The organism is Kitasatospora saccharophila, from assembly GCF_039529925.1.
Taxonomy (GTDB): domain Bacteria; phylum Actinomycetota; class Actinomycetes; order Streptomycetales; family Streptomycetaceae; genus Kitasatospora; species Kitasatospora saccharophila.
In genome coordinates this window covers 12125-37138 of the sequence record NZ_BAAANS010000005.1, presented here as the reverse complement: position 1 = coordinate 37138, position 25014 = coordinate 12125, and the positions used below count along the sequence as shown (strand labels likewise).

Here is a 25014-nt window from a genome sequence, read left to right as displayed (position 1 = left end):
GCGGTGCTGGGGGCCGGGGGTGCGAAGGGGTTGAAGTCCGGCGGCGGGACCTTGACCAGGCGGCCCTTGGTCGGGTCGGCCTCCTCCGGCTCCGCGGCCGCGACCGGAGCGGGCGCGGGGGCCGGTGCCGGGACGGGCGCCGGGGTGCCGAACGGGTCGGGGGCGGCGAACGGGTCCGGGGTGGCGAACGGGTCGCTGCCCGCGAACGGGTCGGCGGCGGGGGCGGCGGCCGCGACCGGTGCGGGGGCCGGGGGCGGGGTGGTCTGGGCGAAGGGGTTGAAGTCCGGCGGCGGGACCTTGACCAGACGGCCCTTCGGCTCCTCGTCCTCGACCTGCGGTGCCGCTGCGGCGACCGGCGGGGCGGGCTCCGGCTCCGGCTCGGGAGCGGGCGCGGGTGCGGCGACCGGTGGGGCCGACTCCGGCACGGGGGTGGGCGCGGGCGCGGGGGCGGGCGCGGCGAAGGCGTCCGCGGAGGCCAGCACCGGGGAGTCGGTGGCCTGCGCGGGCAGGTCGCCGGGGGCCGGGGCGGCGAACGGGTTGAAGTCGGAGGGCGGTACCCGCACCGCCGTCCCGGACGGGCTCTCGGGCGGCTCGGGCGCCGCGACCGGCACCTGTACCGGCGGGGCGGCCGGGGTCGGTGCGGTCGGCGGGGCCGGGGCGGTGGCGGCCGGTGCGGGAGCGGGGGCCGGGGCCGGGGCCTGCGCGGGGACCGTCGCGGACCGGGCCGGGAGGGCCCGGCCGACCGGCACCGGGGCCGGGGCCACCGACACGCCGTCCCAGGCGAGTTGGACGGTGCAGAGCAGGTCCGCGAACACCTGGGTGTACACGTCCCAGTCCTCGGGGTCCGAGGTGGTCAGCTGGACGGTCAGCACGGTGGCCCCGTCCGGCATCGGCAGGAACGCCTCGACCGCGGTGCTCACCACCCGGCCGCTCGGGCTCTCGTCCCGCAGTTCCTTCAGCGCCGGGGTGACCCGGGTCTCCACCAGCAGCGCCGCCGGACCGGCCGGCAGCAGCACCGTCCACACCTCGGCGTACGGGCGCTCGGTGGACAGGTCCACCGCGAGGTCCTGGATCGGCTGCGAGCACTGGACGGTCGACACCACCAGCGACACCCGGGCGCGGCGGCCGTTCACCAGCAGCGCGCCGATGCCCGCGTACGCGACGTCCGCCGCCGCGAACTGCTCGGCGAGCAGCGCCGCCACCACCGCGAAGTCGTTGCGCTCGGCCGGGGAACCGCCCGAGAACACCTCCTCGGCGATCTCCGCCAGGTGCGCGGACAGCGCGTTGCCCGAGCCGCGGACCGTCAGGGTGTGGAACACTGGCGGCACCACCAGGCGCGCCTCCACCCCCGAACCGGTCGACAGCTCGTCGGGCGCGACGGTCGTCCGGGGCTCGGCGAGCGCGGCGAGGGCCGAGGTGAACCCGGCCAGGTCGTCGCCCTCCACGCCGGTCGGCTCGGCGGACAGGCGCAGCGCGGACGCTGACGCCACGTCGGTCAGGCCGAGCGCCGACGCGCCGAAGCGGTTCGTCAGCACCGGCACGGCCTCGCGGCCGGCGGCGGCGTTCGGGCGCCGGAGGCCGGCCACCTCGACGACGGTGCCGAGCTTCGGCACGGCGAGCAGGCCGGGACCGATCTGGCTGATCCGCAGGCCGAACAGGGCCTTGGCGGCGGGGTGTTCGGAACGGCGGAAGGCAGTGAGCGCCTCGGCCTGGTAGTGGGTGGCGCGGCTGCCGAGAAGTGCGGCGCACGCCGCGTCCAGCGTGGCCGTGATCCGGTCTGCGGCGGCGAAGCCGTCCTGCGTCATTCGCCGAGCCCCCTCGTTCTCGGGTGCGGACAGTTCAGCCACTTTTTATCAGACCCGACCGGCGGCGGACGGCCGGTCCGGGGGCTGCGCGGTCGTCGGCGGGGGCGGGGCGGGACGGGAAGCGGGCCGCGGCGGGCGGGAGTTCGGGGACGGGGCGCGGGCGGCTCAGTGGGCGGGTGGGGTGGCGAGGCGGAGCAGGGAGTCGGCCAGGGCGGGGGAGGCGAGGGTGCCGGCGAGGTCGCGGACCAGTCGGGCGGCGGGGCCGTCGGGCCGTTCGGCGGCGAAGAACTCGCCGAGTCGGTCCGCGAGTTCGGGGTCGCGGGTGGCGGCGACGGTGAGTGCGGCGACGAGTTCCTGGACGAGGTGCAGCTGCAGGGTCTCGACCGGGACGGGCTTGTCGGCGAGCCAGTCCAGCGAGCTGATCTCGGCGTTGGCGATCCAGGCGCGGACGGTGCGGCGCAGCACGGGGCTCGGGTCGGGGAGGCCGAGGTGCCGCAGGATCTGCTCCTGCGCGGCCCGCCGGACCTGGTCGATGACGGCGCCCGCGTCCGGGCTGGCGACGACCGAACCGCCGCGCAGCAGGGCGGTGAAGCCCGCCGCGTGGGACTGCACGAAGTCGAGGTAGCGGCCCATGACGCGGTGCAGGCGCTCGGAGAGCGGCCCCTCGCCGGACTCCTCGAACCGCCCGGCCAGTTCCCGCCCGGCCCGGCGCAGGGCCTCCTCGTACAGGGCCTGCTTGCCGGGGAAGTAGTGGTACACCAGCGGGCGGGAGGCGCCCGCGGCGGCGGCGATGTCGTCGATCGAGACGTCCTCGGGCGCGCGGTCCGAGAACAGCTGGAGCGCCACCGCGATGAGCTGTTCGCGGCGCTCGTCGACGCTCAGCCGGCGGCGGGGCGCACGGGTGGCGGAGTGCTGTTCCTCCGCGCGGGGGGCCGCGGACGGCGTACGGGAAGCCATGCGGCCCACCCTAGGGCCTGCGCGGGCCGATCAGTCGGTGCTGCGCAGGGCCAGGTAGCGGCGGTACGCCTCGCGGCCGTCGGGGACGAACTCCCAGGTGTCGAGGCGTTCGGCGAGCTGCTCCTCGGTGAGCCAGTCGTGCCAGGCGACCTCGGACTCCTGCGGGTGCACCGGGCCGTCCCACTCGGCCTCGTGGACGTCGGACCACCAGCTGTGGCGGTCGCCGTCGGTGTAGAGGAAGCGGAACAGCGGGCGGGTGCGGACGCCGGTGACGCCGAGCTCCTCCTCGGCCTCCCGGACGGCGGCCTCCGGGTAGCCCTCGCCGGCGCCGACCACGCCGCCGACGAAGCAGTCGTACGCGCCGGGGGCGAACGCCTTGGTGTCGGTGCGGCGGTGGGTGAAGATCCGGCCCTGCGGGTCGCGGACCAGGACGAAGACGCAGCGGTGGAGCAGGCCGTCGCGGTAGACCTCGGAGCGGGGCGCGGTGCGCAGCACCCGGTCCCGTTCGTCGACCACGTCGAGGATCTCGTCGAGGTCGGTCGCCGGGGCCGGTGCCGGGTCGGGGGCCGTGGTGGGGTCGGGGGTCTCCATGTCGGCCATTGTGGCGGGCGGCGGCGGCCGGGCGCCGCGGTGTCGGGGCGGCGAGGCGGTATCACTCGAAAGAGTTGGTATACGTAGGGATCGGTCCGGGAATGAACCCGGTCGAACCGTCAGGAACCGTCCCGAGGAGCCGAGTTGAAGAACCGCGCCATCGCCCTGTCCGCCGCTGCCGCCCTGGTCGCGCTCGCCACCGCGCTGCCCGCCGCGGCGGCCCCCGCGCCCGCCGCCAGGTCCGTCCGTTCGGGCCTGGACTGCACCACCTGGATCCACAACAACGACCCGCTCACCGGAGGCGTCGACTGCACCAACAACACCGGCGGCCCGATCACCTTCCACGCCGACATCGTCTGCGGCTGGGCGCCCGACGTCACGGGCAACTCGGTGACCGCCTGGCCGGGCCAGACCCAGGAGTCCTCCGGCCACTGCGCGATCTACTCCTCGGGCATCGGACACATCGGGTGGACGGTGGAGTGACGACCCGGGGTGTTTAGGGTGGGCGGGTGGAGATCCAGCAGATCCAGGGGTACGCGGCGGACGGCTTCGAGCCGGTCCGGGACGCCTTCGCGGGCAACTTCCGGCAGTACGGGGAGTTGGGCGCGGCCTTCGCGCTGTACCTGGACGGGCGGCTGGTGGTCGACCTGTGGGGCGGGGACGCCCGGCCGGAGGTCGGGGCGCGGCCGGACCCGGCGGTCGGCTGGCAGGAGGGGACGGCGCAGGTGCTGCGCTCCGTCACCAAGGGGCTGACCGCCGCTGCCGCGCTGCACCTCGCGCAGCGCGGGCTGCTCGACCTGGACGCGCCGGTGGCCTCGTACTGGCCGGAGTTCGCGCGGGCCGGGAAGGAGCGCGTCCCGGTGCGCTGGCTGCTCTCGCACCAGGCCGGGCTGCCCGCGCTGGACGTGCCGCTGCGGATCGAGGACGTGCTGGCCTGGGAGCCGGCGGCCGCGGCCGTCGCCGCCCAGGCCCCCGCCTGGGAGCCCGGCACCGCGCACGGCTACCACCCGCTGACCTTCGGCTGGCTGGTCGGCGAGGTGGTCCGGCGGGCCGGCGGCCGCAGCGTGGGGCGGTACTTCGCGGAGGAGATCGCCGCCCCGCTCGGCCTGGACCTGTGGATCGGCCTGCCCGCCGCCGCGGCCGGCCGGGTCGGCCGGCTGGTCGACCTGCCCGCGCCGGAGGCCGCCCGGCTCGGACCGGGCGGGATGCGGATGCGCCCCAAGCAGTCCGTGCTGGACGCCTACCGGGACCCGCGCTCGCTGACCGCCCGCTCGTTCGGCTCGGTGCGCAGCAGCGTGGACCTGAACGACCCGGCGGTGCAGGCCGTCGAGGTGCCGGGCGCGGGCGGGATCGGCACCGCCCGTTCGCTGGCCCGGTTCTACGCCGCGCTGATCGGCGCCGCCGACCGGGCCGAGGCGCCCGGGCAGCGGCTGCCCGCGCTGTTCGGGCCCGACGCGCTGGGGGAGGCGGCCGGCCCCTCGGTGCAGGGGCCGGACCGGGTGCTGATCGTCAACACCGCCTTCGGCCAGGGCTTCTTCCGGCACGGCGGCACCTCGCCGATGGCCTCCCCGGCGAGCTTCGGCCACCCGGGCCGGGGCGGTTCGCTGGGCTTCGCCGACCCCGAGCTGGGCATCGGCTTCGGCTACGTCACCAACGGCATGCAGCCGGGCGTCACCGGGGACGTCCGCTCCCGGGCGCTGATCGCCGCCGTCCGGCAGTGCCTGGCGGCGCGCGGCTGAACCGGCGCGCGGCTGGACCGGAGAGCGCGGGACCGAGCACGCCGGACCGGGGGCGGCGGGGCGTCAGGCCTGGCCGGTCTCGAACCGGCTGACCCGGCCGTCCGGGGCGACCGTGAAGCGCCAGGCGGTGCGCATCTCGCCCCAGGTGTCGTTGCGGTAGGCGGCGACCAGGGCGCGGCCGCCGGACTTCTCGGTCTGCACCTCGATGTGCCCGTGCGAGGAGAAGATCTCCCGGTCGACCCAGTCCGCCAGGTCGCGCTCGGAGCCGTCGTCGGACATCGTGGCGTCCTCGGTCAGGGTGGCGAAGAAGGCGTCCCGGTCGCCGGAGTTGACGGCGCCGAGCAGGCGGCGGACGGCCGGATCGGAGAGCTTGTCGACGGCGATGGTCATGGCGGTTGGCTCCTTGCAGCGGGGTCGGACGGATGGTGCTTCGACGGGACCACGCGCGACCCCGGCCCGCCAGCCGCCGTGGGCCGCCCGGGGCCCTGCCGCACACCCGCGGGGGGCCGTCGCGCACCCGTCGCGCACCTGTCGGGGGCCCGCCCGGGGCCCGGGCGGGCGGTGCGTGGCGGACCCCGACTCCCCGGCATTCGTGTGATTTGATCCCGATATGAGGGATTCGTGCACGGAAGGGAGCCCCTGATGGGACCGGCCGAACTGCTCGTCCTGACCTTCCCCGGGCCGACCGTCACCGTCGAGGCGGCCACCGCGCTGGTCCGGCTGCGGGACGCCGCCGGGGTCCGGGTGATCGACTCGCTGGTGGTGGTCCGGGACGCCGAGGGCGACGCCGCCTACGGGGAGCTCGCCGACTTCGAGCACCTGCGCGGCGTCGAGGGTCTGGACGGCGAGGAACTGCCGCTGATCGGGCCGGAGGACGCCCAGGAGGCGGTCGAGCTGATGGAGCCCGGCAGCGCGGCGCTGATCGTGCTGATCGAGCACCTGTGGGCCCGGGAGGCGGCCGAGGCGCTGGCCGCGGTGGGCGGCAGGCTCGCCTCCGGGGTGCGCGTCCCGCCGGAGAACATCGACGAGGCCGTTCGCGCCGCCGAGGCGCGCGTCGCGGCGGGAGAGTGAGGGTGCCGTGTTCCGACCGATGAGACCGATCCGGCCGGTCCGGGTGGTGCGCCCGGTGGGGCGCCCGCTCGCCCGCGGGCTGCTGGTGGGCGGCGCCGCGTACGCCGCCGGCCGGGCCGGGGCCCGCCGGGCCGCCGGCGAGCAGGACCAGGACCGGGCGATCGCGGAGCTCCAGGCGGAGCAGGACCGGGCCGCGCAGCAGCAGGCCCTCCAGCAGCAGGCCGTCCAGCAGCCGGTCTACGCGCCGCCACCCGCGCCACCCGCGGCGCCCGCGGCGCCCGTCGCTCCCGCCGCGCCCGTCGCTCCCGCCTCGGGCGGCGAGGACGTGGCGAGCAAGCTGGGGCAGTTGGCGCAGCTGGTGCAGCAGGGGTTGCTCACCCCGGAGGAGTTCGCCGCCGCGAAGGCCAGGCTGCTGGCCTGAGCGGGGCTCCGCGCGGCCCGTCGGGGCCGGTCGTCACCACAGCTGGTCCCACCACCAGGCGATCTCGGGGTAGGGCGGCGGGGTGAGCCGGCCGTCGGCGGGCCGTTCGGCGCGTTCGGCCACCGGGAGGGTGCCGGGGACGCGCTCGGTGTAGCGGGCCGAGGTGAAGCCCCACTCCAGGTTGCCGCTCACCAGGTTGGACAACTGCGTGATGTAGCGCCGCAGTTCGGCACCGGCGCGGCGGGAGGTGCGGTCCGCGAGGCGGAGGAACAGGCACATGGTGCGGTCGTGCAGGGCGGCCGCCTCCAGCAGTGCCCGCTCCTGTCCGCAGCCCAGGTGCCGCTGGAGCGCGTCCACGATGTTGCTCTCCAGCGCGCCGTGGTCGTCCTCGCGGCGGAAGGAGTAGACGTCGGCCGAGACCAGGACCAGGAACTTGGCGGCCTCGGTGAGCGCGTGCACCCGCGGCGAGTCCAGTTGGGACTGCGGGATGGCGGTGCGCTCGCAGACCTCGATGATCTCGATGCAGGAGCGGCTGCCGCGGTCCAGCGGGCCGACCGTCAGGTACTCGGAGAGCGTCATCGGACGGCCCTCGGAGCGGTAGGCGACGATGGTGGCGGCGCCCAGGAAGGACTCCAACTGGCTGTCCGCCCAGCGCTTCACGGAGAGCGCGGGGGCCCAGGCGCGGGCCCGGCCGAACACGTCGCGGACCGAGGCGACGTAGCGGTCGTCCTCGTCCGGATGCGAGTGCGTGGAATTGATAACAGCCAGTAGCGTGGCTGCTATGGTGAGTACACGGGACGGGTCCCGGCTGAGTCGGCCGGTGTCCCACTCGTCGTCCAGGGTGAGCATGCTGCAGAGCCACTGGGAGACCAGCTCCAGCCCGGTGGTGCCCTCGGCGTCCCGGGCGATCCGGCAGACGAACTCGTGCGCGCCGATGGCCAGGAGGCGTCGTCGGCGTTCGGCGTCCCCGGTGAAGCCCATCGTGTCGAGCCAGAGTTCGGTGCTCTTGCCGACCGCCTCGTGATCCGGGTGCAGGCTGGACGGGATGGGGCAGAAGAGCGGGGGTATCGCAGCCAACGTGTCTCCAGAGCAGCCTGTTGCCGGTACGGCGCGGATCCAAGGGGTGCGCGGACCCGGGCGATGGCCTTCCCCGGCGAAGATCGACTACACCCGTGTGGCTGGAAAGTTATCCGATCGGATCGTCAGATGTCATAACTGGTAGGGGATTTGCCCCCGGCGGGCACAGCTAACCCTGCGTCAGCCACCCCTGCCTGCGCGAACGCCACTCGCGCGGCCGAAGGCGGCGCTAAGGTCGGGAACGGAGTGCCGGACGGCGAGGCGGAGGGACGGACGTGGCCGAAGAGCAGAACGGGTCGCAGGTGCAGGCGGCCGACACGGGGCCGGCGGGCCCGCGGCTGTGGGAACGCGACCACGAGATGCGCTCCATCGAGCACGCCGTGGACAAACTGTGCCGCGAGTACGCCGCGGGCGGCCTGAAGATCGGCGAACTGCTGCTCTTCTCGGGCATGCCGGGCATCGGCAAGACCACCATGCTGGAGCAGGCCCGCCGGATCGCCGGGGCCCGCGAGGGCTCCACCACGCTGTTCGCCCGGGGCAGCGAGCGCGAGCGCAAGGAGCCGTTCCGCGTGCTGCGGCAACTGCTCATGCCGGTGCTCGGCGGCCTGGACGAGGCCGAGCGCAAGGAGGTGTTCGGCAGCTGGTACAACATCGTCGCGCCGGCCATCGGCCTGGCCTCGCCGTCCGGCGAGATCGAGCGGATCGACCCGCAGGGCATCCACGACGGCCTGGACTTCGTCATCACCCAACTGGCGCCCCGCCGGGCCCCGTTGGTGGTGATCGTCGACGACCTGCACGCCGTCGACCAGGAGTCGCTGAGCTGGCTCGCCTCCTTCGCGGTGCGCGCCCGCGAACTGCCCGTGCTGCTGGTCTTCGCCTTCCGGCACGAGTTCGAGGAGGAGGCCCTCCCGTTCGCCCGGCAGATCAAGGACCGGGCCGCCTACAAGCACGAACTGGTGCAGCTCAACCCGGTGTCGGTGGCCGCCATCGTGCACGACGAGTTCGCCGAGGCCGACGACGCGTTCTGCCGCCAGGTCTGGGCGGTCACCGCCGGCACCCCGTTCGACACCGTGGCGCTGGTGCGCGAGGTCCGCGAGCAGAACCTCGAACCGATCGAGGAGAACTCGCCCCGACTGCGCGACCTGGCCGCGGCCGCCCGCGGGCAGGGCCGCGACTACTGGCTGGAGAAGCTCGGCGTCACGGTCATCCGGTTCGCCTGGGCCGCGGCCCTGCTCGGCACCGAGATCAAGGAGGAGGTGGCCGCCGCGATCTGCGGCCAGACCGCCACCCAGGCCGCCGAGTCGGTGCGGGTACTGCGCCGGATGCGCGTGCTCACCAGCCAGCCCGACGGCCGGCTGGAGTTCGTCCACCCGCTGATCGCCACCTCGATCTACCAGTCGATCCCGCCCAGCACCCGCACCGGCATGCACGGCCAGGCCGCCACGGTGATCGAGAACGCGGGCGGCTCGCTGCTGGCCGCCTCCCGGCACCTGCTGGAGACCCACCCCGGCGAGGGCGACGACGCGATGGTGCGCAAGCTGCGCCGGGCCGCCGCCGAGAACCTGGCCATCGGCGCGCCCGGGGCCGCCCGCCGCTGTCTGGAGCGCGCCATGAACGAGCCGCCGGACGTGGACGACCAGGCCGAGGTGCTGTACGAACTGGCCTGCGCCAGCCTGCTCACCGACCCCGAGGCCACCGCCAACCAGCTGCGCCGCGCCATCGACATGGAACCCGGGCTCAGCCCCGACCTGCGGGTCGAGGCGGTCCTGCGGCTCTCCGAGGTGGTCGCCCACAGCGGCGACCTGGGCGGGGCCGCCGCGCTCTGCCAGGACGAGTCCGACCACACCCCCGAGGGCCCCGGCCGGTTCCGGCTGCTGGTCGCCCAGCTGCTGTACACCGCGCTGCAGCGGGACGAGGAGGACGGGCCCGGACGCGCCGAGCGGGTCCGCCGGCTGGCCGCCGAGGTCGACCCGGACAGCGAGGCCGCCCAGCCGGTCCGCGTCCTGCACGCCTGGGACCTCACCCTCCAGGGCGGCGGCACCACCGAGGCGCTGCGGGCCGCCGAGTCCGCCCTGGTGGAGGGCCGGCTGCCGGACAGCCTCCGCTGGACCAACACCACCTGGAACTTCGAACTGCCGGCCCTGCTCGGCCTCTGCTTCGCCTACAACGACGAACTCGCCCGCGCCGAGAAGCTGTTCAGCTCCGCCATCCTGGACTTCGAGATCGCCGGGTGGAGCGGCGCGCACCGCGGCTTCGCCTACTTCCTGATGGGCTACGCCCGGCTGCGCCGCGGTTTCCTCCCGGAGGCCGAGGACTTCCTGCGCCGCGGCCTGCGGATCGCCGACCGGATGGGCACCGACCTGCCGCTGACCTGGAACCTGGCGGGCGTGATGATCGAGACCCTGCTCGCCCGCGGCCGCGACCAGGAGGCCTGGGACACCGCGGTCAAGTACCGCTTCCAGCCGCCCTACCACGAGACCGCGCTGGTGCTCCCCGACGCGGCCACCACCTACGGCAAGCTGCTGATCGCGCGCGGCCGGCACCAGGAGGCCGCCGCGGTGCTGGCCAAGGTCGGCGAACGGCTGGAACGGCGGGGCTGGCACTCCGGCGTGCACGCCCCGTGGGCCGGTCACCTGGCGGTCGCGTTGGCGGAGCAGGACCTCCCGGCGGCCCGCAGGACCGCGGAGGAGGCGGTCGAGCGGGCCAGGACGTCCGGCGTCCCGTCGGCGATCGGCACCGCGCTGCGGCTGGCCGCCCAGGTCCGGCAGGGCGCGCACGCCGTGCGGCTGCTCCAGGACGCGGTCGGCTGGCTGGGCCGCTCCCCGGCGAGCTACGAGCACGCGCACGCCCTGGTCGACCTGGGGGCCGCGCTGGTGCAGGTCGGCCGCAGCCTGGAGGCCGAGGAACACCTCTACCAGGGCCTGGAGCTGGCCAAGCACTGCGGCGCCGACGGCCTGGAGGTGCGGGCCCGCGAGCTGCTCGCCACGGCCGGACTGCAGCCCAGCCGTTCGGCGGTCCCGGCCAAGGACACCCTCAACCCGGCCGAGCAAGAGGTCGCCCGGCTCGCCGCCCGCTCGCTGCCGCCGCAGCGGATCGCCGAGGAGCTGCGGCTCCCGCTGGGGATCGTCAAGCAGCGCCTCGCCGCGGTCCACCGCAAGCTCGGCACCGGTCCGGACGGGCTGGCGGACGCGCTCGGATTGCCCGCCGACGACCCCGGGCAGGTTGACTGAGGGGCGGGCCGATCCTGTCGGCGCGCGGGGCGGGTCGCCGGTCCGCGCGCCGGGTCGGGCTACGCTGACCGGGCAGGATGATCACGAACCGAGGAGCAGCCCCATGACCGCGCCGGCCGAGCCCACCGAGGTGCACCGGGCACCGTACGACCACTCCGGGGCCGGGATGGGCCTGGAGCGCTGGACGCTGCGGGCCGGTCCGATCGAGGCGACGGTGATCACGCTGGGTGCCGCGCTGCACACCCTCACCGCCCCGGACCGCTCCGGCGCCCCCGCCCAGCTGCTGCTGACCAGCAATGACGTGGGCACCCTGCTCGGCCCGGCCAAGCACTACGGGGTGACCGTCGGCCGGTACGCCAACCGGATCGCGGGCAGCCGGATCACCGTCGACGGCGAGGACCACCCGCTGCTGCCCACCGGCAACGGCGTCACCCTGCACGGCGGCCCGGACTCCTTCGCGCACCGGGTGTGGGAGGCCGAGGAGATCCCCGACGGGGTCCGGATGCACCTGCACTCGCCGGACGGCGACCAGGGCTTCCCGGGCGCGCTGGACGTCTGGGTCGACTTCACCCTCACCGGCTCCGAGCTGGCCCTCTCCTACCGGGCGGTGACCAGCAAGCCGACGGTGCTCAACCTGACCAACCACGCCTACTTCAACCTGGCCGGCGAGGGCCGCGGCGACGTGCTCGGCCACCTGCTGACCGTCGACGCGGACGCGTACACCCCGGTCGACGAGCGGCAGATCCCGTACGGCCCGTACGAGCCGGTGGCGGACACCCCGTTCGACTTCACCACCGCCCGGCCGATCGGCGAGCGGATCCACGACGGGCACCCGCAGCTGAAACTTTCACGCGGCTACGACCACAACTGGGTGCTGCGCGAGCGCCCCGCGGACGGGCCGCCGGTGCGGGCGGCGCTGCTGGCGGACCCGGGCAGCGGGCGGACGCTGGAGGTGCTGACCACCGAGCCGGGCATCCAGGTGTACACCGCGAACGGCTTCGACGGCGCGGTGACCGGCCCGTCCGGGGCGCCCTACGGTCCGTACGCCGGGGTGGCGCTGGAGACCCAGCACCACCCGGACTCGCCGCACCAGCCGTCCTACCCGTCGACCGAGCTGCGGCCGGAGCAGGAGTTCCGGTCCACCACCGTGCTGCGGCTGGGCACCGCCGGCTGAGCCGCGCCCGATCGAGGGCCCCCGGGAGCGCTGCTCCCGGGGGCCTCTTCGTGCCCGCCGACTGCAAGGAGTTTCCGCAAGGCGACGGATGGTCAAGGCGCGCGTCGGCAACTCTAAGGACACGTGGACGTAACGATCGCCGTCACCTTGCAGAAACTTGCTGCAAGGACTTTCAGCAACGCTCACCGCGCTGTTACGTTCCTGCTCAAGCCCGGCGGCCGCAACGGCGCAGTCGGCTTCGGACAGCCATTATGCGCCGTCCTCCTCCATCTCGGGCACCCCCACCTTTCATAGGAGTTTCCATGCGGCGTGGCATCGCGGCCTCCGCTCTCGTTGCGGCTCTGGCAGTCACCATGGCGGCTTGCAGCAGCAGCGGCTCCGGCTCGGACAGCAAGAGCGACGGACCGGTCACCATCACCTACTGGGACACCTCGAACGCCACCAACGAGGCTCCCAACTACCAGGAGCTGGTCAAGAAGTTCGAGGCCGCGAACCCGAACGTCAAGGTCAACTTCGTCAACGTGCCCTTCGACACGGCGCAGAACAAGCTGCAGACCGCGATGGGCGCCAAGGGCGCGCCGGACGTCTTCCGCTCCGAGGTCGGCTGGACCTCCGCCTTCGCCAAGGCCGGCTACCTGGAGCCGCTGGACGGCACCCCGGCGCTGACCGACGTCTCCGCCTTCCAGCCCTCGCTGATCCAGCAGGCCCAGTACTCGGGCAAGACCTACGGCGTCCCGCTGGTCACCGACACCCTCGCCCTGATGTACAACAAGGAGCTCTTCGCCAAGGCCGGCATCACCGCCGCCCCCACCACCTGGGACGAGCTCAAGGCCGACGCCGCGCAGCTGAAGGACAAGGCCGGCGTCGACGGCTTCTGGCTGAAGGCCGCGGACGGCTACTACGCCATGCCGTTCCTGTACGGCGAGGGCACCAACATGGTGGACACCGCCGGCAAGAAGATCACCGTCAACTCGGCCGAGGCCGTCAAGGCCGTCGACACCTACAAGTCGATGTTCACCTCGCCCGGCACCGTGAAGGCCGACGTCACCACCGACGCCTACGCGCACATGATGGACGCCTTCAACAACGGCAAGGTCGCCGCGATCATCCAGGGTCCCTGGGAGGTCACCAACGTCTACAAGGGCGCCGCGTTCGCCGACAAGAAGAACCTCGGCATCGCCGCCGTCCCGAACGGCTCCACCGGCAAGGGCGGCGCCCCCACCGGCGGCCACAACGTCTCCGTCTACGCCGGCTCCGACGCCGCCCACAAGGCCGCCGCCGAGAAGCTCGCCGCGTTCCTGACCTCCGCCGAGAGCCAGACCTTCCTCGCGCTGAAGAACGGCACCCTGCCCACCCGCAGCGACGCCTACACCGCCGAGGTCAAGGCCAACCCCGGCATCGCGGACTTCCAGGCGGTCCTGACCTCCGCCCAGCCGCGCCCCGAACTGCCCGAGTACGCCTCGCTGTTCGGCTCCTTCGGCACCAACCTCGGCAAGATCGTCCAGGACCAGTCGGACACCAAGGCCGGCCTCGACGCCACCGCCACCGACTACGCGAAGCTCCTCCCGGACTTCACCAAGTAAGCCGAACGGCCGCCCGGCCCACACCTGACGGTGGGCCGGGCCGGCCCCGTCCTACCCCCAGCAGTCGCCGAGGCAGGCGGCGGACCTCCCGGAGAAGGTGTCATCCCATGGCAGTTGCGGTCGTACAGCGCATCAGGCTGTCGTACTCGAAGTACTGGTACGCGTACGCGATGATCGCGCCGGTCGTGATCGTCCTCGGGGTGCTGGTCGGCTACCCGCTGGTGCGCGGCATCTACCTGACCCTGACCAACGCCACCAGCCTCAACGTCGGGCGGCAGATCGGCGTCAACCACATCCCCGACAGCTTCGACTTCGTCGGGCTGGACAACTACGCGGACGTGCTGTGGGGGCCGACCGCCTACGACCGGTTCTGGTCGCACTTCATCTGGACCGTCGCCTGGACCGCGATCTGCGTGGTCCTGCACTACAGCATCGGCCTCGGCCTGGCGCTGCTGCTCAACCGGAAGATGCGCGGCCGCGGCCTGTACCGGCTGGTGCTGATCCTGCCCTGGGCGGTGCCGACCTTCGTCACCGTCTTCTCCTGGCGGCTGATGCTCGCCGACGGCGGCGCCGTCAACGGACTGCTGTCCTTCCTGCACCTGCCCGAACCCGCCTGGCTGTCCGACCCGCTGGCGCAGAAGGCCGCCGCGATCCTGGTCAACACCTGGGTCGGCGTGCCGTTCATGATGATCTCGCTGCTCGGCGGACTCCAGTCGATCCCGCAGGAGCTCTACGAGGCCGCCGAGATGGACGGCGCCACCGCCTGGCAGCGCTTCCGCCACGTCACCCTGCCCGGCCTGCGCACCGTCTCCTCCACCGTCGTGCTGCTCGGCGTGATCTGGACCTTCAACCAGTTCGCGGTCATCTTCCTGCTGTTCGGCTCCGGCGCCCCCGACGCGCAGATCCTGGTCACCTGGGCGTACCGCCTCGGCTTCGGCCAGCAGCCGTCCGACTACGCGCAGTCCGCGACCTACGGGATCCTGCTGCTGTCGATCCTGATCGTGTTCACCACCTTCTACCGCCGCTGGCTGGCCCGGAACGAGAAGGCCAACGGATGAGCGCCGAGACCGCGCCCCAGGGCCGAACCGCTTCCCCGACCGAGGACCACGACCAGGCAGGCAGCCCCATGACACTCACCGCCGACCGCCCCGCCGCCGAGACGGCCACCGCCGAGCGCCCCGCCAAGGTCCGCCGGCGCGGCCAGTCCTCCCCGCTGGCCACCGTGCTCTCGCACGGCACGCTGATCGTCGCCAGCCTGGTCGCGCTGTTCCCCGTGCTGTACATCGCGTACATCTCGCTCGGACCGGACGACAACGACTACCTGCACCCGGCGAAGATCTTCGACAAGATGACCTTCTCCAACTACACCAAGGTCATGAACGACACCGGGTTCTTCACCTGGTTCGGCAACTCGGCGATCGTGGCCGGCGGCACCACCGTGATCGGCGTGCTGATCGCCGCCTCCACCGGCTACGCGGTCTCCCGGATGCGCTTCCCCGGCTACCGGCAGCTGATGTGGACCCTGCTGGTCACCCAGATGTTCCCGATCGCGGTGCTGATCGTCCCGATGTACTACATCCTGTCGAACCTCGGGATGCTGGACAGCTACACCGGCCTGATCCTGGTCTACTCGGCCACCACCGTGCCGTACTGCGCCTGGCTGCTCAAGGGCTACTTCGACACCATCCCGATGGAGATCGACGAGGCCGGCCGGGTCGACGGGCTCTCCCCGATCGGCACCTTCTGGCGGCTGATCCTGCCGCTGGCCCGCCCGGGCCTGGCGGTGGCCGCGTTCTACTCCTTCCTCACCGCCTGGGGCGAGGTCGCCTACGCCTCGACCTTCATGCTCTCGTCCGACAAGTACACGCTGGCGGTCGGCCTGTCCTCGTTCGTCAGCGAGCACGACCACCAGTGGCAGCTGATGGCCGCCACCTCGGTGCTCATCGCCCTCCCCGCCGCGGTCGTCTTCTACCTGGTGCAGCGCCACCTGGTCACCGGTCTGACCGCCGGCGCCGCGAAGTCCTGACCAGCGCCACCTCCCACGTCACTTCCACAGCCTCCAAGGGATGACTGTCCAATGACCCAGAACCTGGCCGACGCCTCCCGGTCCGCCGCCGTTCCCGCCGCTCGGACCGCTGCGAACACCGGGGCCTCCAGAGGCGGCTGGTGGCGGGACGCGGTCATCTACCAGGTGTACCCGCGCAGCTTCGCCGACGGCAACGGCGACGGCATGGGCGACCTGCCCGGCATCCGCAGCCGACTGCCCTACCTGCGCGACCTGGGCGTGGACGCGGTGTGGCTCTCGCCGTTCTACGCCTCCCCGCAGGCCGACGCCGGCTACGACGTGGCCGACTACCGGGCCGTCGACCCGATGTTCGGCACCCTGCTGGACGCCGACGCGCTGATCCGCGACGCCCACGACCTGGGCCTGCGGATCATCGTCGACCTGGTCCCCAACCACTCCTCCGACCAGCACGAGTGGTTCCAGCGCGCGCTGCGGGAGGGCCCCGGCTCCCCGCTGCGCGAGCGCTACCACTTCCGCCCCGGCAAGGGCGAGGACGGCGAACTCCCGCCCAACGACTGGGAGTCCATCTTCGGCGGCCCCGCCTGGACCCGCACCACCGACCCGGACGGCGCCCCGGGCGACTGGTACCTGCACCTGTTCGCCCCCGAGCAGCCCGACTTCAACTGGGACAACCCGGCGGTCGCCGACGAGTTCCGCTCCATCCTGCGGTTCTGGCTCGACATGGGCGTCGACGGCTTCCGGATCGACGTCGCCCACGGCATGGTCAAGGCCCCCGGCCTGCCCGACCTCGGCAGCCACGACCAGCTCAAGCTGCTCGGCAACGACGTCATGCCGTTCTTCGACCAGGACGGCGTGCACGCCATCTACCGCAGCTGGCGGCAGATCCTCGACGAGTACCCCGGCGACCGGATCGGCGTCGCCGAGGCCTGGACCCCGACCGTCCAGCGCACCGCCAACTACGTCCGCCCCGACGAGCTGCACCAGGCGTTCAACTTCCAGTACCTGGGCACCGGTTGGGACGCCGCCGCGCTGCGCGAGGTGATCGACGTCTCGCTCGACTCGATGCGCCCGGTCGGCGCCCCCACCACCTGGGTGCTCTCCAACCACGACGTCACCCGGCACGCCACCCGGTTCGCCAACCCGCCCGGCCTGGGCACCCAGATCCGCACCCCCGGCGACCGCGCCCTCGGCCTGCGCCGGGCCCGCGCCGCCAGCCTGCTGATGCTCGCGCTGCCCGGCTCCGCGTACGTCTACCAGGGCGAGGAGCTCGGCCTGCCGGACGTCACCGACCTGCCCGACGAGGTCCGCCAGGACCCGTCCTTCTTCCGGCAGGCCGGACAGGACGGCTTCCGCGACGGCTGCCGCGTCCCGATCCCGTGGTCCGGCACCGAGGCCCCCTACGGCTTCGGTCCGAACGCCGGCGGCCCCAGCTGGCTGCCGCAGCCCGCCGAGTGGGCCCACCTGTCGGTGGAGGCCCAGACCGGCGACCCCACCTCGACGCTGGAGCTGTACCGCTCCGCGATCGCCGTCCGCCGCGAACAGCCCGCGCTCGGCGCCGGCACCGCCGTCGAGTGGCTGCCCGCCCCCGAGGGCGTGCTGGCCTTCCGGCGCGAGTCGGCCGGGGGCGCGTTCGTCTGCACCGTGAACACCACCGGCGAAACCGTCCGGATCCCCGCCCCCGGCCGTATGCTGCTGTCCTCTACTGAGGCTGTCGTGACCGAGAACGGCGCGGAACTCCCGGCCGACAGCACCGCATGGTGGGCGGTCTGACGTGGTTGCAATAGGCTCTGGGACCGTGACTACGGCGCGACTCTCCGACATCGCGGCGCAGGCGGGGGTCAGCGAAGCCACCGTCAGCCGCGTACTCAACGGCAAAGCGGGCGTCTCCGCGACCACCAGGCAGACCGTGCTGGCCGCTCTCGACGTGCTCGGGTACGAGCGGCCCACCCGGCTGCGCCAGCGCAGCGCCGGGCTGATCGGCCTGATCACCCCGGAGCTCAGCAACCCCATCTTCCCGGCGCTCGCCCAGGTCATCGAGCAGGTGCTCAGCCGGCACGGCTACACGCCGGTGCTGTGCACCCAGACCCCGGGCGGCTCCACCGAGGACGAACTCGTCGAGATGCTGGTCGAGCGCGGCGTCGCCGGCATCGTGTTCGTCTCCGGCCTGCACGCCGACACCACCGCCGACCACGACCGGTACGCCAAGCTGACCGGCCGCCAGGTGCCGTTCGTGCTGATCAACGGCTACAGCGAGAAGATCGCCGCGCCGTTCATCTCCCCGGACGACCGGGCCGCCATGCAGATGGCCGTCCAGCACCTGGTCGAGCTCGGCCACGAGACGATCGGCCTCGCGGTCGGCCAGAAGCGGTACGTGCCGGTGCTGCGCAAGATCGAGGGCTTCACCGCGGCCCTGCGGCAGTTCACCGGGCGCACCCCCGAACAGGCCGAGGAACTCGTCCACCACACCCTGTTCAGCGTCGAGGGCGGGCACGCCGCCGCCCAGGCGCTGCTCGACAAGGGGTGCACGGCGATCGTCTGCGGCTCCGACATGATGGCGCTCGGCGCGATCCGGGCGGTGCGCCAGCGCGGGCTGACGGTGCCGCAGGACGTCTCGGTGGTCGGGTTCGACGACTCGCCGCTGATAGCGTTCACCGAGCCGCCGCTGACCACCGTCCGCCAGCCGGTGGAGGCGATGGCCACCGCCGCCGTCGACGCCCTGCTGGAGGAGGTCGGCGGGAACCCGGCGCAGCGCTCCGAGTTCATGTTCCAGCCCGAGCTGGTGATGCGCGGCTCGACCGGCTCCGGTCCGCGCAACGGCTGAGGCGGGTTCTTCTTTCGGTACGGCCCCCGGGGTGTCCACCCCGGGGGCCGTACCGCTACGCGTAGAGCTGTTCCAGGTCGCGGCGGTAGGCGGTGCTGACGGCCTGCCGGCGGACCTTCAGCGAGGGCGTCAGCAGGCCGCGCTCCTCGGTGAAGTCGCCCGCCACCACCCGCACCCGGCGGATCGACTCGGCCCGCGAGACCGTCGAGTTGACGGCCAGGACCGCCTCGGCGAGCGCCGCCAGCACCGCGGGGTGGGCCGGGACGGCGCTGGCGACCTCCACTCCCCGCGGTGCGGGCGCGGCGGGCGGGTCCGTGGCGAGGAAGCGCTCGACCGCCTCGGCGTCCAGGGTGAGCAGCGCGCCCACGTACGGGCGGCCGTTGCCGACCACCAGCGCCTGGCTGACCAGCGGGTGGCCGCGCAGCCGGTCCTCCAGCGGGCCCGGCGAGACGTTCTTGCCGCCGGAGGTCACCAGGATCTCCTTCTTGCGGCCGGTGATGGTCAGGTAGCCGTCGCCGTCCAGCCGGCCCAGGTCGCCGGTGGCGAACCAGAGCGGCCGCCGCGGCCGCCGCGCCCCCAACTCGTGGTAGCCGTCGAAGAGCTGACCGCCCGACAGCAGCACCTCGCCGTCCTCGGCGATCCGCACCGCGCTGCCCGGCACCGGCTGCCCGACCGTGCCCGGACGCGGCCGCAGCGGCGGGTTCACCGTGGACGGGCCGCTGCTCTCGGTCAGCCCGTAGCCCTCGTGCACCAGCACGCCCGCGCCCGCGAAGAACAGCAGCAGTTCCGGATCGATCGAGGAGCCGCCGCTGATCGCGTACCGCACCCGGCCGCCCATCGCCGCCCGCACCCGCCGGTACACCAGCGCGTCGTACAGGCCGTGCGCCAGCCGCAGCGAGAGCGGCGCCGGGCGGCCGCCGTCCGCCGCGGCCAGCTCGGCCCGGGCGTAGCGCACCGCCACCGCGGCCGCCCGGTCGAACACCTTCGCGGCGCCCTTCGCCTGCGCCTCGGCCCGGCCCAACTGGTGGATCTTCTCGAACAGGTAGGGCACGCCGACCAGGAAGGTCGCACCGAACGAGGCCAGGTCCGGCCGCAGGTCGGCCGGCTTCAGGGACGGGCTGTGGCCGATCCGGATCCGCCCGTACACGCAGGTCACCTGGATCATCCGGCCCAGCACGTGCGCCAGCGGCAGGAACAGCAGGGTGCACGGGGCCCGGCCGGTCGCCTCCTGGAACACCGGCTCCAGCAGGGCGTGGCAGTTCGCCGCCTCGGTGAGGAAGTTGGCGTGGGTGAGCAGGCAGCCCTTGGGGCGGCCGGTGGTGCCCGAGGTGTAGATCAGCGTCGCCTCGTCCGCCGGGCCGGAGGCCTCCCGGCGGCGGGTCAGCGCCTCGGCGGGGACGGAACGGCCGAGGGCGGAGAGCTCGCCGACGGCGTCCTCGTCCAGCCGCCACAGCGGGACCGTCCCGCCGGTGCGGGCGATCGCCACGGCCAGCGTCTCGGCGGCGTCGGCATCCTCCGCGACCGCCAGCACCGCCCCCGAGTCCCGGACGATCCACTCCGCCTGCTCCACCGCGGACGTCGGGTACACCGGCACCACGCACGCGCCGGCCGCCCAGGCGGCGAAGTCCAGCAGCGTCCACTCGTACCTGGTCCGCGACATCAGCACGATCCGCGCGCCGGGGCCCACCCCGACCGCGAGCAGGCCGCGGGCCAGCGCCGCGACCTGCTCGGCGAACTCCCGGGCCGTCACCCCCCGCCAGGAGCCGTCCGGCCGGCGGCGGGACAGCACCACCGCCTCCGGCGCGGCCTCCGCGTTGCGGAACGGCAGGTCGCCCAGGTTCCCGCCCGCGGGCGGCGGCACCAGGTACGCGGCCCTGGCCTCGACCACCCGGTCGCCGGTGCGCAGCACCTCCACGGGCGGACGGGCGGCGCGGGCGGCACGGGCGAGGGGGTGTGCCATGAGCGAACTCCCTTGGACGGGGGTGGGGGTCCGCCCAGGGTATGTACTCGCCAGTAAACTTACTAGACGGTAAGTTACTTGACAGTTGCGGCACTTGCGCCACCAGGGGAGCGCCGTCAGGGGCAGGGCTCTCGTCGGGGCGTCAGCCCTCTTCGGGGGTGGGGGGCTTGGGGAGGAGGCGTTCGCCGTCGCGGGTGCCGCCGGTGCGGGCGATGGTGCGGCGGTCGGTGGAGAGGTAGTCGCGCAGGACCAGTTCCACCGCGTCCTGGGGGGAGGTGGTGCCGGCCCGCATCATCACTTCCAGGGCCAGGTCCGCGTCCAGCGTGATCGTCACCTTCGCCATGCCGCCGCTCCCGGTCGTCGAGCCTTCTCTCAGGGCGAGGATAGGCCGCTGCCCCCGGGGCCGACCAGGGTCCCCGGGGGCAGCGGCGGTTCACCGCTCGCGGATCAGACGCGGCCCGCGAAGTCGGGGGCCCAGTCGGCGATGGTCTCGGTGCGGACGCCGGAGCGCGGGTTCGCGGCCTCGACGTACTTGCCGTCGCCGATGTACAGCGCGACGTGGTAGACGCCCGAGTTGGCGCCGTTGTTGGACCAGAACAGCAGGTCGCCCGGCTGCAGGCTGTCCAGCGAGACGCGGGTCGAGTAGTCCGCCTGGTCGGCGGCGACGCGCGGCAGGCTGATGCCGGCCTGGCGGAACGCGGCCTGGGTCAGGCCCGAGCAGTCCCAGCCGCCGTTGCCGGTGCCGCCGTAGACGTACGCCTGGCCGAGCTTGGACAGCGCGAAGTCGATCGCCGCGGCCTTGGAGCCGGTCGCCTTGGTGGCGGTGGTCGCGGTGGTGGCGGTCGTGGTGGTGGTCGCGGTCTTCGCCGTGGTGGTGGCGGTGCTCGCGGTGCCGGTCGAGGACTTGGTGGTGGAGGACTTGGTGGTGGAGGACTTGGCGGTGGAGCCGCCGTTCTTCCAGGACGAGCCCTTGTACGAGGAGGAGGACTTGGTGGCCGGCGCGGACTGCTGCGCGGTGCTGCTGCCGCCGCCCAGCGAGAGCTGCTGACCCGGGTAGATCACGTCCGGGCCCTCGGTGAGGACCGAGCGGTTCAGGTCGTACAGCTTCTGCCAGCCGCCGTCCACGTGCTGGCTCTGCGCGATGGCGGACAGCCAGTCGCCCGCCACGACGGTGTAGCTGCCGGCCGACTGGGTGTCGGTGGCGGCCGGGGCGCTCTGCTGGGTCTGGGTCTGGGCCTGCGACTTGCCCTGCGACCAGGAGTGCTGGGACTGGCCCTTGCTGCTGCCGCTGGACTGCGACTGCGACTGCGACTGCGACTGCGAGGAGCTGCTGCTGTCCGAGCCGGTGGTGGTGGCGGTGGACGAGGACGAGGAGCCGGAGGTGTCGACCTGGGGGGCGGCGCCGCCCTTGGTCAGACCGGCCTGGACGGAGCAGACCGGCCAGGCGCCGGGGCCCTGGACGGCCAGCACCTTCTCGGCGACGGCGATCTGCTGGTCCTTGGTGGCCAGGTCGGCGCGCGAGGCGTACGCGGTGCCGCCGAACTCGGCCCAGGTGGAGGAGGTGAACTGCAGGCCACCGTAGAAGCCGTTGCCGGTGTTGATGGACCAGTTGCCGCTGGACTCGCACTGCGCGACCTTGTCCCAGGTCGCCACGGTGGCGGCGGAGGCGGTGCCGGTGGTCAGGCAGGGGATGGTGAGGCCGATGCCGACGACGCCGGTGGTGGCGATCAGTCGACGGGCTCGCTTGGCGCTGATGGGCAGCATGAAGAAGCGTTCCTCTCCCACGCCTGCGAGGTGAGCTGTCGGATTCGGGCTGGAGTTGCCCGGCCGCGCGCACCGCGTGGTGCGCCCGGCTTCACCCCAAGCCCCGTACGGCCTCTCGGCCGCCCGGGGCGACTTACCTGGTTCCCCCGCCCCTGCCGTGGTGCGTTGATGCATGAGCCGGCCCACCCGGCGGCAGGACTCGGCGTTCCGGGTGAACTGGGTTCGTGTGTCCACGAACGTGGGCAGGAGATTAAGCGGAATTAAGGATGATTCGCAAATGCCTGTGACCGCCGTCACGGTGTGCGAAATTCGCGACCAAGGAGCATTCGGCGAACTCCCGCACCGCTGACCGGGCCTGGCCGCGCGTCAGGCGATAGCTGATCTTGTGCCCGTTTTGGGCGTTATGCTGATCGGTGAGTGAATATTCGGCATATGTGATGGTTTCTCGAGAGGCATTTGTGCCCGATTTCTGATTCGTCCGGTGCGCCGGGGCCCGCGGCGGGGCCGTGGCCGAATGGTCGAACTGATGACTGACGGTACGTCAGGATGCTTAAGCGAAACGGAAGTCGCCGCTTTTCGGTGGCCGTTCTGCCTATGCTGCCCCCGACGACGCGGGGTCGCGGGCCCCGGAAGGGCGGCCGAGGTGGAACAGCAGCGGAACGGCGAGCAGCCGCCGGCGCGGCACCGGCGGCCGCTGGTCGGGCGGCGCAGGATGCTGACCTGGCTGGCGGTCGGGACGGTGACGGCGCTCGGCGGGGGAGTGGTCCTGCGGCAGTCCCTGGCGGGGGCCGACGAGCCCGCCGCGCGGCCCGCCCCGGGCGGCGGCAGCGGCAGCCCGGCGGGCCACCGGCACGGCACCGGCGCCCCGCCGCCCGCGTCCGGGAGCCCGCGACCGTCCGCGCCGCCCCCGCCACCCCCGCCGGTCGACCAGGGCGGCCGCAAGTGGTCGGACGCCGGGGGCTGGGGCGGACGGCTGCCCGGGCCCGGCAGCGCGGTGCGGATCACCGACCGGGTGGTGCTGGACGCCGACGCGAAGGTCGGCTCGCTGCTGGTGGAACCGACCGGCTCGCTGGTGTTCGCCGCGGACCGGTCGCTGACCCTGGCCAGCAGCGGCAACGTCGAGGTGCGCGGCACCCTGGCGCTCGCCCCCGACGGCGCGCACACCCACGTCCTGCGCTTCCCCGAGGTCGACGAGCGCCGCTTCGCCGGCGGCGGCATGACGGTCGTCGACACCGACACCGGCCTGTGGGTCACCGGCCAGGGCTACCTGCGGCTGGACGGCGCCCCCCGCACCGCCTGGACCCGCGCCGCCACCGCGCTGAAGCCCGGCGACAGCACGATCAAGCTGGCCGCCGCCCCCACCGGCTGGCAGCCCGGCGACGAACTGGCCGTCACCCCCACCGCGCCGCCCGACACCGACGACTTCTCCACCTCGTACGACCTGGTGACCGTCGAGCGGGTCGACGGCGCCACCGTCACGCTGACCGGCCCGCTGAAGAACGCCCACCCCCGGGTGGCGCTCGGCGGCGGCGCGACCTTCGGCGCCGAGGTGCTCAACCTCAGCCGCAACGTCCGGATCGAGGGCACCGAGAACGGCCGGGCGCACGTCCACCTCACCTCCAGCCGGCCCGCCGACGTCCGGCACGCCGCGCTGCGCTGGCTCGGGCCGCGGGCGAACGGGAAGGACAGCTGGAACGGCAAGCCGGTCACCGAGCCGGTGCTCGGCCGGTACGGGCTGCACTTCCACATGCTGCTGGACACCTCGCGCGGCACCGTGGTCGAGGGCGTGGTGGTCCGCGACACCGGCAGCCACGCCTTCGTGCCGCACGCCAGCCACGGCATCACCTTCCGCGGCTGCATCTCCCACGACACCTGGGAGGACGCGTACTGGTGGGACGGCCCGATCGACACCCGCACCCCGCAGGGCCCCTCCGACGACATCGCCTACGAGGGCTGCGTCGCCTCCCGCACCGTCTTCGAACCCAACCCGCGCGGCTACCGGCTCACCGGCTTCAGCCTCGGCGCCGGGACGGGCTCCTCGGCCCGGGACTGCGTGGCCGTCGGCGTCCAGGGCGCCACCGGCGCCTCCGGCTACGAGTGGCCGGAGACCAGCGAGGGCGTCTGGACCTTCGAACGCTGCCTGGCGCACAACAACCTGGAGAACGGCGTCTTCGTCTGGCTCAACGCCGAGCACCACCACACCGTCACCCAGTACGCGGCCTACCACAACGGCGGCTGGGGCATCGAGCACGGCGCCTACCTGAACGACTTCGACTACACCGCCTCGGTGCTGTACGGCAACGCGGCCGGCGGCATCGCCGTGCACGCGCTCGGCCGCGACCGGGGCACCGTCTTCGACGGACTGCTGATCGACGCCGCCGGGCAGTCCGACTACGCGGTCGCCACCCTCAAGCACCAGCTCGCCGGCGAGCGGGTCACCCTCAGCCGCAGCAGGCTGACCGGCTACCGCAAGGCCGGGGTGGCGTTCCGGGCCACCGGGGACGGCGAACCGGACGACATCGCCGTGCTGGACTGCGAGTTCGGCGGCGCCAAGGGCAGCGAGCTGTGGCTCGACCCGGAGGCGCCCGACCCCAAGCAGATCCTGTTCCGCCCGGCCGGGCAGGCGCAGACCGTCTCGCTCGGCAAGGCCGGGGGAGGCCAGGGCCTCGCGGGCACCCCGTGGAACGCGGCCACCGCCCCCGCCGAGGCGCCCGTCCCGCCGCGGGCCGTCGCGCTGCCCGCGCTCGCCTTCACCGACAGCGCGCCGAAGACCGGGCGGGTCACCGGGGGCTGAG

The 25014-nt window shown here is 73.5% G+C and carries 19 protein-coding genes, 1 pseudogene and 1 riboswitch; of the genes and pseudogenes, 12 read left to right on the top strand and 8 right to left on the bottom strand.

Annotated features, from left to right (window positions below):
- From ABD345_RS05430 to ABD345_RS05420, 3 genes and pseudogenes are all read right to left on the bottom strand, one after another.
- Positions 1-1805: pseudogene (locus ABD345_RS05430) on the bottom strand (hypothetical protein); the annotation flags it as partial.
- A gap of 165 nt (positions 1806-1970) precedes the next feature.
- Positions 1971-2762, bottom strand: coding sequence for a TetR/AcrR family transcriptional regulator (locus tag ABD345_RS05425; protein WP_344550607.1), 792 nt, complete (start codon positions 2760-2762; stop codon positions 1971-1973).
- A gap of 30 nt (positions 2763-2792) precedes the next feature.
- Complete coding sequence (locus ABD345_RS05420; RefSeq protein WP_344550606.1) at positions 2793-3353, bottom strand: NUDIX hydrolase; 561 nt, start codon at positions 3351-3353, stop codon at positions 2793-2795.
- A gap of 144 nt (positions 3354-3497) precedes the next feature.
- Here ABD345_RS05420 and ABD345_RS05415 point away from each other — a divergent pair, with 144 nt between their 5' ends.
- Together ABD345_RS05415 and ABD345_RS05410 are read left to right on the top strand one after the other, a co-directional pair.
- The gene (locus ABD345_RS05415; RefSeq protein WP_344550605.1) at positions 3498-3836 is read left to right on the top strand and encodes a hypothetical protein; all 339 of its coding nucleotides are present in this window, start codon (positions 3498-3500) and stop codon (positions 3834-3836) included.
- A 32-nt stretch (positions 3837-3868) separates the two neighbouring features.
- A complete protein-coding gene (locus ABD345_RS05410; protein WP_380276274.1) occupies positions 3869-5092 on the top strand; it encodes a serine hydrolase domain-containing protein in 1224 nt (407 codons plus the stop codon).
- A gap of 63 nt (positions 5093-5155) precedes the next feature.
- On the opposite strand, the gene ABD345_RS05405 is transcribed toward ABD345_RS05410, so the two are convergent.
- Complete coding sequence (locus ABD345_RS05405) at positions 5156-5482, bottom strand: nuclear transport factor 2 family protein (protein ID WP_344550603.1); 327 nt, start codon at positions 5480-5482, stop codon at positions 5156-5158.
- Positions 5483-5734: 252 nt separating this feature from the next.
- Between ABD345_RS05405 and ABD345_RS05400 the strand changes: the two genes are divergently transcribed.
- The gene (locus tag ABD345_RS05400) at positions 5735-6163 is read left to right on the top strand and encodes a DUF6325 family protein (protein WP_344550602.1); all 429 of its coding nucleotides are present in this window, start codon (positions 5735-5737) and stop codon (positions 6161-6163) included.
- A 19-nt stretch (positions 6164-6182) separates the two neighbouring features.
- Entirely contained in the window at positions 6183-6584 is a 402-nt protein-coding gene (locus ABD345_RS05395) for an SHOCT domain-containing protein (RefSeq protein ID WP_344550600.1), read from the top strand.
- 33 nt (positions 6585-6617) lie between these two features.
- Here the strand turns inward: ABD345_RS05395 and ABD345_RS05390 are convergent, their stop codons facing one another.
- Positions 6618-7661: a terpene synthase family protein gene (locus ABD345_RS05390; RefSeq protein WP_344550599.1), complete on the bottom strand. Its 1044-nt coding sequence runs from the start codon at positions 7659-7661 to the stop codon at positions 6618-6620.
- A gap of 275 nt (positions 7662-7936) precedes the next feature.
- Here ABD345_RS05390 and ABD345_RS05385 point away from each other — a divergent pair, with 275 nt between their 5' ends.
- The 7 genes from ABD345_RS05385 (at position 7937) to ABD345_RS05355 (ending at position 18495) form a co-directional block, all read left to right on the top strand.
- Positions 7937-10891, top strand: coding sequence for an ATP-binding protein (locus ABD345_RS05385; protein ID WP_344550598.1), 2955 nt, complete (start codon positions 7937-7939; stop codon positions 10889-10891).
- Positions 10892-10994: 103 nt separating this feature from the next.
- Positions 10995-12065, top strand: a complete 1071-nt coding sequence (locus tag ABD345_RS05380) for an aldose epimerase family protein (RefSeq protein ID WP_344550597.1) — start codon at positions 10995-10997, stop codon at positions 12063-12065.
- Positions 12066-12367: 302 nt separating this feature from the next.
- Positions 12368-13648, top strand: coding sequence for an extracellular solute-binding protein (locus tag ABD345_RS05375; RefSeq protein ID WP_344550596.1), 1281 nt, complete (start codon positions 12368-12370; stop codon positions 13646-13648).
- Between the two features lie 107 nt (positions 13649-13755).
- Positions 13756-14706 carry a carbohydrate ABC transporter permease gene (locus ABD345_RS05370; RefSeq protein ID WP_344550595.1) on the top strand — a complete coding sequence of 317 codons (951 nt, stop codon included), beginning with the start codon at positions 13756-13758 and terminating at the stop codon, positions 14704-14706.
- A 68-nt stretch (positions 14707-14774) separates the two neighbouring features.
- Complete coding sequence (locus tag ABD345_RS05365; protein ID WP_344550748.1) at positions 14775-15674, top strand: sugar ABC transporter permease; 900 nt, start codon at positions 14775-14777, stop codon at positions 15672-15674.
- A 51-nt stretch (positions 15675-15725) separates the two neighbouring features.
- Positions 15726-17444: a glycoside hydrolase family 13 protein gene (locus tag ABD345_RS05360; protein WP_344550594.1), complete on the top strand. Its 1719-nt coding sequence runs from the start codon at positions 15726-15728 to the stop codon at positions 17442-17444.
- A 25-nt stretch (positions 17445-17469) separates the two neighbouring features.
- Positions 17470-18495 (top strand): LacI family DNA-binding transcriptional regulator, encoded by a 1026-nt coding sequence (locus ABD345_RS05355; RefSeq protein ID WP_344550593.1) that lies wholly within the window; start codon positions 17470-17472, stop codon positions 18493-18495.
- Positions 18496-18550: 55 nt separating this feature from the next.
- Here ABD345_RS05355 and ABD345_RS05350 read toward each other — a convergent pair whose 3' ends face one another.
- From ABD345_RS05350 to ABD345_RS05340, 3 genes are all read right to left on the bottom strand, one after another.
- Positions 18551-20455, bottom strand: coding sequence for an AMP-dependent synthetase/ligase (locus ABD345_RS05350; protein ID WP_344550592.1), 1905 nt, complete (start codon positions 20453-20455; stop codon positions 18551-18553).
- A gap of 142 nt (positions 20456-20597) precedes the next feature.
- Positions 20598-20798, bottom strand: coding sequence for a hypothetical protein (locus ABD345_RS05345; protein WP_344550591.1), 201 nt, complete (start codon positions 20796-20798; stop codon positions 20598-20600).
- A 104-nt stretch (positions 20799-20902) separates the two neighbouring features.
- Positions 20903-22219: a transglycosylase family protein gene (locus tag ABD345_RS05340; RefSeq protein ID WP_344550590.1), complete on the bottom strand. Its 1317-nt coding sequence runs from the start codon at positions 22217-22219 to the stop codon at positions 20903-20905.
- Positions 22220-22224: 5 nt separating this feature from the next.
- Positions 22225-22394, bottom strand: a riboswitch (cyclic di-AMP (ydaO/yuaA leader).
- A gap of 468 nt (positions 22395-22862) precedes the next feature.
- On the opposite strand from ABD345_RS05340, the gene ABD345_RS05335 reads away from it, so the two are divergent.
- Positions 22863-25013: a hypothetical protein gene (locus ABD345_RS05335; RefSeq protein WP_344550589.1), complete on the top strand. Its 2151-nt coding sequence runs from the start codon at positions 22863-22865 to the stop codon at positions 25011-25013.
- Position 25014 lies beyond the last annotated feature (1 nt).